Source organism: Streptomyces sp. NPDC007875 (assembly GCF_042868035.1).
Classification (GTDB): domain Bacteria; phylum Actinomycetota; class Actinomycetes; order Streptomycetales; family Streptomycetaceae; genus Streptomyces; species Streptomyces antimycoticus.
Window position 1 is genome coordinate 324274 of the sequence record NZ_JBIADZ010000003.1, and the last position, 12714, is coordinate 336987.

1 protein-coding gene (only partly in view) is annotated in these 12714 nt (G+C 75.7%); it reads right to left on the bottom strand.

Annotation, left to right across the window (positions count from 1 at the left end):
- Positions 1-12674: the 5' portion of an amino acid adenylation domain-containing protein gene (locus ACFYOY_RS08315; protein ID WP_388585583.1), read on the bottom strand. Its footprint begins 4315 nt before the window's first position; only the first 12674 of its 16989 coding nucleotides appear in the window; it begins with the start codon at positions 12672-12674; its stop codon lies beyond the left edge, outside the window.
- Positions 12675-12714 lie beyond the last annotated feature (40 nt).

Genomic DNA, 12714 nt, shown 5'->3' on the forward strand with positions numbered 1-12714 from the left:
TCGTCGGGGAAGACCGTGCGCAGCGCCTCGTGACGGGCCATCACATCGGCCACCGCCGCGCGCAGCGCGCCGGCGTCCAGCGGACCGTGGAGCCGCATCGCGACCGGCATGTTGTACGTGGCGCTGGCGCCCTCGTACCGGTCGATGAACCACAGCCGCCGCTGGGCGTGGGACAGCGGCAGCCGGTCCGGGTGGGGCATCGGGCGCAGCGCGGGCCGCAGCGCCGCCGTCTCCCGGCCGAACCAGGCCGCGACCCCGCCGACCGTCGGGTTCTCGAACAGCGTCCGCACCGGCACCTCGGCCCCGAGCGTGGAACGGATGCGGCCGGCCAGCCGGCTGGCGAGCAGGGAGTGCCCGCCGAGGTGGAAGAAGTCGTCGTCCACGCCGACCGCGGGCAGCGTGAGCACCTCGGCGAAGAGGGTGCTCAGCACCTGCTCCAGCACGGTGCGCGCGGGCCGGCCGGACGCGGCCGGCGCCTGCGGTGCGGGGAGCGCGGCTCGGTCCAGCTTGTCGTTGGGCGTTCGCGGCCACTCGGACATCGGCACGAACACCCGCGGCACCATGTGGTCCGGAAGCGCCGCGGCGGCGGTGGCGGCGACCACGTCCACGTCGGGGCCGGGGCCGTCCTCGGCCAGCAGATAGGCGACCAGGCGCGGTTCGCCCGGCTGGTCCTCCCGTACCGTCACGACCGCCTCGGCCACGCCCGGCGCTCCGGACAGGACGGCCTCGATCTCGGCGGGTTCGATCCGGAAGCCGCGCAGCTTCACCTGGTGGTCGGCCCGGCCGAGGAAGTCCAGTTCCCCGTCGGGGAGCCAGCGCACCAGGTCGCCGGTGCGGTACATGCGGGCTCCGGGCGGACCGAAGGGGTCGGCGACGAACCGGTCGGCGGTCAGGTCCGGACGGCCCCAGTAGCCGCGGGCCAGTGGCAGGCCCGCGATGTACAGCTCGCCGGTGACACCGGCCGGGGCCGGGGCCAGCGTGCTGTCCAGGACCCGCACCCGGGCGTGCGGGATGGGGCGGCCGATGGAGGGGCGGCCGCCGGTCAGGGGGCCGCTGACGGTCGCGCAGACCGTGGTCTCGGTGGGCCCGTACGCGTTGATCATGGTGCGGCCGGGGGCCCAGTGGGCGACGAGATCGGCGCCGGTGGCCTCGCCCGCCACCACCAGGGCGGTCAGGCTGGGCAGATCCTCCTCGCCCACCGCCCCGAGCGGGGTCGGCGGGATGGTGGCGTGGGTGACCCGGTGCTCGGCGATCAGTTCGAGGAGCGCGGGCCCCGGCAGCAGCCGGTGCTTGGGGGCGAGCACCAGGGTGGCGCCCGTCAGCAGCGCCATGCACACCTCCCACACCGAGGCGTCGAAGCTCGGCGAGGCGAACTGCAGCACCCGGCTGCCGGGGCCCGCGCCGAGCCGGCGGGTGTGCAGATCGGCGAGCGCGGCCAGCGCGGTGTGGGTGACGACGACGCCCTTGGGGCGACCGGTCGACCCCGAGGTGTAGATCATGTAGGCGGCGTTGGCGGTGGCCAGGGCGCCGGCCCGGTCGGCGTCGCCGAGGTCGGTGTCGGACGCCGCGGCGAGCGCGTCCGCGACCGCCGGGTCGTCCAGGCACAGCCGCGGCAGCACATCGGCGGGCGGCAGCGGGTCCTGGACGGTGTCGGCGGTGATGACGAGCACCGGCCGCGCGTCATCGAGCATGAACGCGATGCGCTCATGCGGGTAGTCGGTGTCGACCGGCAGGTACGCGGCTCCGGCCTTCGCCACCGCCAGCACCGCGGTGATCCAGGCGACGGACCGGGGCAGGACCACCGCCACGAACCGCTCGGGCCCGGCGCCCATCGCCACCAGGCGCCGGGCCAGCCGGTTGGCGTGCCGGTTCAGCTCGTCATAGCTCAGCTCCTGGTCCTCCCAGCGGACCGCGCACGCCTGGGGCGCACGGGCGGCCACCCGCTCGAACAGCGTGGCCAGATGGCCGTCCGCCACCGGCTCGTCCGGGCCGCTGCCGGCCGAGAGCAGCGCCTGGCGCTCACCGTCGGCGAGCAGGTCCAGTCGCCCCACCCGGGCCTCGGGCCGGGTGGCGAACGCGGACACCGCCCGGGCCAGCCGGTCCAGCATGGCCCGGGCGCCCGCCGCATCCAGCACATCGGGCTGGTAGGTGATGCGCAGCTCCAGCCGCTCCCCGGGGAAGGCGTGGAAGACGAAGGGGTAGTGGCTGGCGTCGGTGCTCTCCGCGGACGTCACCTCGAGACCGGCCGCGCCGAGGTCGGGCAGCGCCTGCTGCAGCGGGAAGTTCTGGAACGAGATGACGGTGTCGAACAACTCGCGCCGCCCCGCGGCCCGCTGGATGTCCGCCAGCCCCAGGTGATGGTGGTCCAGCAACCGCACCTGCCGCTCCTGGAGCAGCTTGGCCGTCTCCACCAGGGTCTGCTCGGGGCGTACCGCCGCCCGCACCGGAATGGTGTTGATGAACATGCCCAGCATGTCCTCCACACCGGGCAACTGCGCCGGACGGCCGGAGACGGTCGTGCCGAACACCACGTCGCTCTGCCCGGTGGCCCGTGCGATCAGCACGGCGAGCGCCGACTGCACGACCGTGTTCAGGGTCAGGCCGAACGTGCGGGCGGTGGCCGTCAGCGCGGCCGTCGTCTCCTCGGGCAGCTCGGCGGTCAGCCGCTCCGGGACCACGACCGCGCCGGACCGCTCCCCGGGCGCCAGCACCGTGGCGTCCCCCAGACCGGCCAGTTCCTCGCTCCAGGCGCGCCCGGCCGCCGCCCGGTCCTGCCGGCCCAGCCAGGCCAGATAGTCCCGGTAGGCGAACGGCGGCCGCACGGCGCCGTCACCGCCGTACAGCGCGAACAGCTCGGCGAACAGCATCGGCATCGACCAGCCGTCCACCAGCATGTGATGGTTGGTGAACAGCAGCGCGCGGCGGTCGGGGCCCAGGGTCACGACCGTGAAGCGCAGCAGTGGTGCGCTGCCCAGGTCGAAGCGGTGGCCGCGCTCCCGCTCCACCAGCCCCGCCAGCCGGCTCTCGCGTATCTCCGGCGCGCAGCCGGACAGATCCACCTCCGCCCACGGCAGCTCGACCGCGTCCACGACCACCCCGACGGTCTCCCGCAGCCCGTCCTGCCGGAACTCGGTGCGCAGCAGCGGATGGCGGCGGATCAGCTCGTCCCACGCGGCGCGCAGCCGCGCCGTGTCCAGCGGGCCGCGCACCTCCAGGGTGAGCAGCGAGGTGTACAGGTCGACCTGGCCCTCGCTCAGCTGACTCTGGAACATCAGGCCCTGCTGCAGCGGGGCGAGCGGCACCACGTCCACCAGCGCGGGCCTGGCGGCCTCCAGCCGCTCCACCTCGTGCTGGGACAGCGACACCAGCGGGAAATCGGACGGGGTGCGGCCGCCCGCGCCGGGCCGGGCGGCGTACGCGGCGAGCGCCTCCACCGACCGCAGCCACGCCTGCGACAACTCCCGCACGTCCGCTTCGGACAGCAGCTCGCCCGCCCAGGTCCAGGTGGCCACCAGCGTGGGGCCCTCCGGCTGGTCCTGGGTGACCAGGGTGAGGTCGAGGGCGTGCTCCAGCGGCATCTGCGGGTCGGCCCCGCCGAGCGGCCCGGCCGCGCCGACCGGCGCCCAGTCCTCGCCCGTCCGCCCGGCGGTGAACCGGCCCAGATAGTTGAACCCCCATCCGGCGCGCGGCAGTTCGGCCAGCTTCGCGGCGGTGCGCGCGTTGAGGTACCGCAGCAGGCCGTATCCGGCGCCGTCGCCGGGGACGGCCCGGATCTGCTCCTTGATCCGCTTGACCGCCTGGCCGAGGGAGGGGCCGCCGGCCGTGGCGTCCGCCCAGTCCAGCGGGCCGGGGTCGAGCCGCACCGGGTGCTGCTCGGTGAACCAGCCGACCGTACGGGACAGATCGGCGCCCTCCAGCAGGTCGTGCCGGCCGTGGCTCTCCACGTCCACCAGCGGACCGTCCGGGTGCTGCCCCCGGCGTCGCCGCCAGTCGGCGACGGCGACCGCGAACCCGGCCAGCAGCACCTCGTTCACCCCGGTGGCGAACGCGGTGGGCAGCGTGGTGAGCAGCGGCGCGGTGTGTGCGGCGGACACGGTCACGGTCAGGGTGCGGGCCGTGGCGGCCACGTCCCGGGCCGGGTCCAGCGGACGGTCGGCCACCGGCTGGTCCGGGGTGCGCAGCAGCCGCGTCCACACCTCCAGCTCCCGCTCCATCCCCGGGGTGTGCGCCAGCGCGGCCAGGCCGGTGGCCCAGGTCCGCAGCGAGGTGGTGGCCGGCGGCAGCTGGGCCCGTCGGCCGGCGGCCCGCGCCTGCCAGGCCAGGGCCAGATCCTCCAGCAGGATCCGCCAGGACACCCCGTCGACGGCCAGGTGGTGGACGCTCAGCAGCAGCCGCCCGGCGCGCTCGGGGCCGGCGTCGAACCACACGGCGTCCAGGACGGTGCCCGCCGAAGGGTTCAGCCGGGCCCGCGCCCGCGGCAGCGCCGTGCGCAGCGCGATGGCGAAGGCATCCTCGTCCGGGTCGGCGCCCCCGTTCGCTCCGGCCGCCGTGACCTCGACCGCGGTCAGCAGCGGAGCGGCGGACACCCGGCCGGGTTCGCGTACGGTCAGCCGCCAGTCGCCGTCGTCCCCGGTGTCCAGCCGCAGCCGCAGCGCGTCATGGTGGTCCACGAGAGCCTGCAGGACCTCGGTGAGCGCCTCCGCGGTGGAGCCCGCGGGCACCGTCACCACGAACGCCTGGTGGAAGCCGTCGACGGGGCCGCCGAGTTCGCGCTGCGCCGCGACGATCGGGGTGAGCGGCAGCTCACCCGAGGCCGACGGGCCGGGGGTGTCGGCCGTTTCGTCCGCGGTCACCGGTGTGGCCGCGGCCGCGAGGGCCGCCACGGTGCGGCGGGTGAAGACATCGCGCGGGCTCAGGCCCAGCCCGGCCCGGCGGGCCCGGCTGACCAGCTGGATGGAGATGATGCTGTCGCCGCCGAGGGCGAAGAAGTCGTCATCGGCACCGACCGCGGGCAACCCCAGCACCTCGGCGAACAGTGCGCACAGCGTGTGCTCGGCCGGGGTGGCCGCGGGCCGCGAGGAGGCCGCGGCGGCGAAGTCGGGCGCCGGCAGGGCGCCGGTGTCCAGTTTGCCGTTCGCCGTCAGCGGCAGCTCGGCCATCGGTACCACCGCGGCCGGGACCATGTACTCCGGCAGTGTCCGGGCGAGATGCTCGCGCAGCTCCGCCGGGTCGCAGCGGCCCGCGGCGGCGACGGCGTACGCCACCAGCCGGGTCACGCCCGGCGTGTCGCCACGGGCCACCACGGCGGCCCGGGCCACCGCGGGGTGACCGGTGAGCGCCGCCTCGATCTCACCGAGCTCGATGCGGTGCCCGCGGACCTTGACCTGCTCGTCCGCGCGGCCGAGGAACTCGATCTGCCCCCCGGCCGACCAGCGCACCACATCGCCGGTCCGGTACATCCGGCTGCCCGGGGCGAACGGGTCGGCGACGAACCGGTCCGCGGTGAGCGCCGGCCGCCCGGCATAGCCGCGCGCCAGCTGCGGCCCGGAAAGGTACAGCTCCCCGGGGGCGCCCGGGGGCACCGGCCGCAGCGCGTCGTCGAGGACGTACGCCCGTGCGCCGCGTAGCGGCCGCCCGACCACGGGGTGTTCCGCGGCCGCCAGCGGAGCCGACAGGGCGTCGATCGTGAACTCGGTGGGACCGTAGAAGTTGTGTGCGGCGGTCGCCGGGGCCGCCGCGCGCAGCCGGCCCCACAGGTCCGGCCCGAGCGCCTCGCCGCCGAGCATCAGCACCGCGGGCGCCGCGTCGGCCTCCAGCAGGCCCGCGTCCAGCAGCCGCGCGGCGTAGGAGGGAGTGATGTCGAGGAAGTCGACGCGATGCTCGGCGACGTACGCCACCAGGGCCCGTGGATCGCGGCGCGTGTCGTCGTCCACCACGTGCAGTTCATGGCCCGCGAGCATCCACAGCACCCCGTCGAAGGAGGTGTCGAACGACAGCGACGCGGTCATCGCGGCCCGGAAGCGGCGTCCCCCCGCGGCCGCCACCGCGGGCTCGATCAGGTCGCGCCGGTGAGCCGCGAACAGGCTGACCAGGTTGCGGTGTTCGACCCCCACGCCCTTGGGCACACCGGTGGAGCCGGAGGTGTGGATGAGGTAGGCCAGGTTCTGCGGCCGCACCGGGCCGCCGTGCTCCTCGTCGGCCAGGGCCCGCCCGGGCAGCGCGGCCAGTTCGGCCGCGGTCCGCGGGTCGTCGAGGACGACCAGGGGCGCGCCGGTGAGGGCCGGGGCCAGTCCGGTCGCGGTCACGACCGCGGCCGGGGCGGTGTCCTCGATCACGAAGCGGATCCGCTCGGCCGGAAGCCCGGGGTCGATGGGGACGTACGCGGCGCCCGCCTTGAGCACCGCGAACATGGCGACGATCGAGTCCACGCCGCGTGGCAGCAGCAGCCCGACCGTGTGCTCGGGCCCGGCGCCCCGGGCGGCCAGGAGCCGGGCGAGCCGGTTGGCCCGCTCCTCCAGCTGGGCGTAGGTCAGCGTGCCGCCCTCGCCGACCAGCGCCGTACGGTCCGGGGTGCGGGCGGCGGCATCCTCCAGCAGCCCGCCGACGGTGCCGGCCGCGGCGGAGGCTGCCGCGCCCCGGCCCCAGCCGAGGACGGTGCGGTGCGCGGGGGGGTCCAGCAGCGGCACCCGGCCCACCGGCTGTTCCAGGTCGTCGGCGAGGCGCGCCAGGACGTGGTGCAGGCAGGACGCGACGGTCCGCACCTGCTCGGCGGTGACCACATCGGTGCGGTGGCCCAGGCGCAGCCGCAGCGCCTCGCCCGTCATCACCGCGACGCTCAGCGGGTAGTGGGTGTCGTCGCGGCCGTCGATGCCCGCCACGTGCCAGGCGCCGTCGGCCGTCCGCAGCGATTCGGGCGGGAACGGATAGTTCTCGATCACCAGCAAGGTGTCGAACAGCTCGCCCATCCCGCCCAGACGCTGCACCTGCGCCAGCGGCAGATGGTGATGGGCGGTCAGCTCCGCCTGCTCCTGCTGCAGCCGCTCCAGCAGGGCGCGTACGGGCTCGTCGGGGCGGAACCTCGCCCGCACCGGGAGGGTGTTGATGAACAGGCCCACCATCGACTCGACGCCGTCGACCTCCGCGGGCCGCCCGGCGACGGTGCCGCCGAAGACCACGTCCCGCGACCCGGTCAGGGCGCCCAGGACGATCGCCCACGCACCCTGCACCACGGTCCCCAGGGTGATGCCGTGGCGGCGGCCCGCGGCCTCCAGGGCAGCGGTGAGCGGTGCGCCGAGGTCCACGGCCAGCTCCTCGACGGCTCCGCCGGCGGGCGGGGCGTCCGCCGGGGCGAGCCGCGTCGGCCCCGGCAGGTCCGCCAGCGCCGCCCGCCAGGCCGCCTCGGCCGCCTCCCGGTCCTGGCCGCGCAGCCAGTCGAGATACCGGTGGTAGGGCACGGCCGGGGGCGTGGCCGCGCCGGTGTCCGCCCCTTCGGCGGCGTACGCGGAGAGGATGTCGCGCAGCAGCAGCGGCACCGACCAGCCGTCCAGCAGCAGGTGGTGATGGCGGAAGACCAGGATGTGCCGGTCCTCGCCGGTGCGCGCCAGCAGGAACTGGAACAGCGGCGGCCGGTCCGGGGCGAACCGCGGCTGCTCGGCCGACACCCGCTCCAGCTCCGCCGCCCGCGCCCGCTCGTCCAGGTGGCGCAGGTCGATCCGGCGCCAGGGCACCGTGAACGCCCGGGGCACGAACTGCACCGGCACCCCGGACCCGTCGTCCCAGAAGCCCGCGCGCAGCTGGGGGTGGCGGCGCAGCGTGGCCTCCACCGCCCGTCGCAGCCGCTCCGGGTCGACCGAGCCCTCGAGCGCGAAGCGGAACTGGACGGTGTACGCGTCGGGCTGCTCGGTGTCGTAGGCGGCGTGGAACAGCAGGCCCCGCTGGAGCGGGGCGAGCGGCAGCACGTCGGCGAGCGGACCCGACTCGGCCGCCAGCGTGTCCAGCTGGTCCTGCGTCAGCCCGGCCAGGGGGACGTCGGCGGGTACGAGGCCGCCGTTGCCGGGGCGGGCGGCATGGGCGGCCAGGCCGTCCAGCGCCCGGCGCCACATCCGGGCGAGCGTCTCCAGCGCCGCCTCGTCCAGGACGCCGTCGGGCCAGGACAGCACCGCGGTGAGCGTGGGCCCGCCGGCCCCGTCCTGGGCCACCACGTCGACCTGCAGGGCATGCGAGACCGGCATCGCCGGGTCGTCGCCCCCACCGAACCCCTCCAGGCCCGGCAGCGGCGTCCAGGGCCGCCCGGGGTCGGCCGCACCGAACCGGCCCAGGTAGTTGAAGAGGATCTGCGGGCGGGCCCCGTCGTCCGGCAGGGTGCCGGGCGGGGACAGATAGCGCAGTACGCCGTAGCCGACACCGCCGGCCGGGACCTCCCGCAGCCGCTCCTTGACCTCCCGCAGTGCCCGGCCGGCGGCCGTGCCACCCGCGGCGAGCTCGGCGAAGTCCAGGGCGCCCAGGCCCAGGCGGACCGGGAAGAGGGCCGTCAGCCAGCCCACCGTGCGGGTCAGGTCGGCCTCATCGGCCGGCGCGTCGCGGCCGTGGCCCTCCAGGTCCAGCAGCACCTCCGGCGCCGCGCCGCCGTGCTCCCGACGCCAGTCGGCGACCGCGGCGGCGAACCCGGCCAGCAGCACCTCACGCGCCCCGGTGTGGAACGCGGCCGGGACGGTGGTCAGCACGGACTCGGCCAGACCGGCGGGCAGCGTGACCGTCATCTGCCGCCGCGCCCCGGCCACATCGGCCGCCGGGTCCAGCGGCCGGGCTCCCAGAGTCGGTTCCTCGGCGGCGGTCAGCACCGCCCGCCAGTACGCCGCCTCCCCGTCCCGGGCGCCGGTCGCCGCCTGCTCGGCCAGCAGCCCGGCGAAGCGGCGCAGCGAGGTGCCCACGGGTGCGGGCCGCGGGTCGCGGCCCTCGCGCACCGCGGTGAAGGCGGCGGCCAGATCGGGCAGCAGGACGCGCCAGGAGACTCCGTCGATCACCAGGTGGTGGACGGCCAGTACCATCCGCCCGGGCCGGTCGTCCCCCGCGTCGCACCACACCGCCTGCAGCATCGTTCCGGCGCGCGGGGCCAGCCGGTCCACCGCGGCGCGCACCGCGTGCGCGGTCGTCTCGGCCGGTGTGTCCCCGTCGGCGAGCGGCACCCGCCGCAGGCGGTCGTCGGCCCGTACGGCGCCGGGCGGGGCGACGGCCAGCCGCCACGGGCCGTCGCCGTCGTCCAGCAGCCGGGCGCGCAGCGCGTCATGGCCGTCGAGGAGTGCCTGCAGGGCCGCGGTCAGCTCCTCGTGGCGCGCGCCGGGCGGGGTGGTGAACGTCATCACCTGGTGGTAGCGGTCGATGGCGCCGCCCCGCTCCTGGAGCCAGCGGATCACCGGGGTCGCGGGCAGCTCCCCGGTGCCGTCGGCGCCGTCACCGTCCTGGGCCGCGCCGCGTTCGGCCACCGCGGCCAGCGCCTGGACCGTGCGGCACCGGAACACCTCACGCGTGCTGAACCGCAGCCCCGCGCGGCGAGCCGCGCCGACCAGCTGGATCGAGACGATGCTGTCGCCGCCCAGGGTGAAGAAGTCGTCGTCGATGCCGACCCGCTCCAGCTGCAGCAGCTCGGCGACGATGTCGCAGAGCACCGTCTCCTCTTCGGTGCGCGGCTGCCGCCCCGACACCTCGGCACCCGGGTCGGGCGCGGGCAGCGCGGCGCGGTCGACCTTGCCGTTGACGGTCAGCGGAAGCGCCGGCAAGGTCACGAACGCGCCGGGGACCATGTAGTCCGGCAGCGCCGCCACGGCCCCCGCGCGCAACGCCGACACGTCCGGCCGCGCACCGGAGGCGGGCACCACATAGGCCACCAGCGTGGTCTGTCCGGGCCGGTCCGTCCGGGGGACCACGGCGGCCTGCGCGACATCGGGCAGATCCGCGAGGACGGCGGCGACCTCGCCGGGTTCGACGCGGAACCCGCGGATCTGCACCTGGTCGTCGGCCCGGCCCAGGTAGGCGAGCGAACCGTCCGCGCGCCGCCGGGCGAGGTCGCCGGTGCGGTACATCCGCTCGCCCGGGCGGCCGAAGGGCGCGGCCACGAAGCGGCTCGCCGTCATCCCATGGCGGCCCAGATAGCCGCGGGCGAGACCGGGACCGGTCACATACATCTCGCCCACCGCGCCCTCGGGCACGGGCTGGAGCGCCTGGTCGAGCACGAGCACCCGAAGGTCGCCGAGCGGGCCGCCGATGAGGCTGCCGGTCGCGCGGGCCGCGGTGGCGCGGTCGAGCCCGAGGTGGGTGACATGGACCGTGGTCTCGGTGATTCCGTACATGTTGGACAGCACGGGCGTGTCCTCGGCGCGGTGGTCGTACCAGCCCTCGAGCCGCCCCAGATCGAGCGCTTCGCCGCCGAACACCACATGGCGCAGGGCCAAGTGGCGCCCGGGTCGCTCCCGGTCGGCCTGGATGAGCGGGTAGAAGGCCGACGGTGTCTGGTTCAGGACCGTGACCCGCTGCTCGGCCAGCAGGTCCAGGAAGTCGTCGGGGGAGCGGGAGACGTCGAACGGGACGACCACCAGCCGCCCGCCGTGCAGCAGCGGACCCCATATCTCCCACACGGAGAAGTCGAAGGCGAACGAGTGGAACATGGTCCACACGTCCCGTGGGCCGAACGCGAAGTGCTCGGCGGCCGCGGCGAACAGCCGGGTGACGTTGCGATGGGTGACCACGACGCCCTTGGGCCGCCCGGTCGAGCCCGAGGTGTAGATGACATACGCCGGGCAGTCCGGCCGCAGCGCGGCCACGACCGGGTCGGTCGCGGGCTCCTGGGCCATGCCCGTACGGACCTGGGGCGCGTCGACGACCAGCCGCGGCACCGCGTCCCCGGTGTGCGCGCCGATTGCGGCGTCCACCTCGGCGGCGGTCACCAGCAGCGCGGGGCGGGCGTCGCCGAGGATGAGGGCCAGCCGCTCGGCCGGGGCCGCGGGGTCCAGCGGCACATAGGCGGCGCCGGCCTTCAACACGGCCAGGAGCGCCACGATTTGGTCGAGCGAGCGCGGCAGCGCGATGGCCACCAGCCGCTCCGGGCCCGCACCGTACCTGATCAGACGGTGCGCCAGCTGATTGGCCCGGGCGTTCAGTTCGCCGTAGGTCAGCGTGGTGTCGCCGTAGGTCAGCGCGGCGGCGTAGGTGGTACGCCGGGCCCGGTGCGCGAACAGGCCGGGCAGCGTGGCCTGCGCCTCGGGCGACGCCGCAGGGGGGAGGGGTGCGGCCGCCGGAAGCGCACGAGTGCGCTCGGCGGGCGTGGTGATGTCCAGCAGGCCGAGCGGAGTGTCCACATCGGCGCGGGCCAGCCGCTCCAGAAGGTGCCCCAGCCGCTGCTGGTGCGCGGCGACATCGGCCTCGTCATAGCGGTCGGCGTTGCCGTCCAGCTCGATCCTCAGCCCGCCGCCGCCGGGGTGGACGGAGACGACGACCGAGAAGTCGTCGGTGGGCCCGATGGACAGATTGTGAACGGTGACCGGGGCGCCGTCGAATGTCAGTTCGGCGGCGAAGGACATGATGTTGACCTGCGGGCCGAACAGGGGCGTGAGGGCGTCGGGGCCGCCGTGCTCGCGGCGCAGGTCCTCGTAGCGGTACCGCTGGTGCCGCAGGACCGCGCGCAGCCGCCGGGACACCTGGCGCAGCGCCTCGCCGACGGTCAGGGCCGGACCCAGGTCGAGTCGCAGCGGCAGCAGATTGGACATCATGCCCGGAGTCCGCTGCGGCGCGTGGCCGATCCGGGACGCGACCGGCACGCCGAGGGTGACCTCGCCGGCCCCGGACATCCGCTGCACATAGACGGCGACCGCCGTGAGCACCGCGATCGGCCAGGGCAGCGCGGCCTCGCGCGCCACATCCCGCAGCCGCTCCAGCTGGGGCGCTTCCAAGCTCATCCCGCGCCGCACCTTCTCCCGCGGCGGTGCGGGCGGCCTGGCACTGAGCGACGCCGGTGCCGGTGCGTCCGCGAGCTCCCGCGCCCAGAACGCACGGTCGGCGTCGAACTGCTCCGAGGCACGGTATGCGGCGTCCGCCTCGACCAGCCCCGCCAGCGGGGGGAACGGCGTGCCCGCGGCCATCCCCTCGGTGCCCGCCACGGTGTACAGCTCCGCGACCCGACGGGCCACCGCGGCCACCGTGAACCCGTCGCCCACCAGGTGGTGGTAGTGGTGGAACCAGAAGAAGCGGTCCGGCGCGACGGCGAACAGCACACACCCGAAGAGCGGCTCCCCGCCCAGGTCGAGCGGGGTGCGCAGCCGCTCCCACATCGCCCGCTCGGCCACCGCCCGGGGATCAGGCTCGTGGCGCAGATCCACCACTGGCAACGTCCAGTCGCCCAGGGGCGTGATGACCTGCCGGGGCCCGTCGGGTCCGTCCACCACCCGCACCCGCAGCGTCTCGGCCTCCTCCAGGGTCCGCCGGACCGCTGCCTCCAGCCGCGCGGCGTCCACCGGGCCCGCGACCTCCAGGTACTCCCCGCCCTGGTAGGCGGTGCTGAGCGGGGCGAGCTGCTGCGCATGCCAAATGCCCAGCTGCGCGGCGGTCAGCGGCAGTTCCCGCCGCTCGCGGCCGTCCGCTCCCTCGCGCTCATTCGTGGCGCGCCCCGAGGTCTCGCTAAACACGTCGACGTCCCCTTCTGCAGTGACTCGGACCTGGCTGATC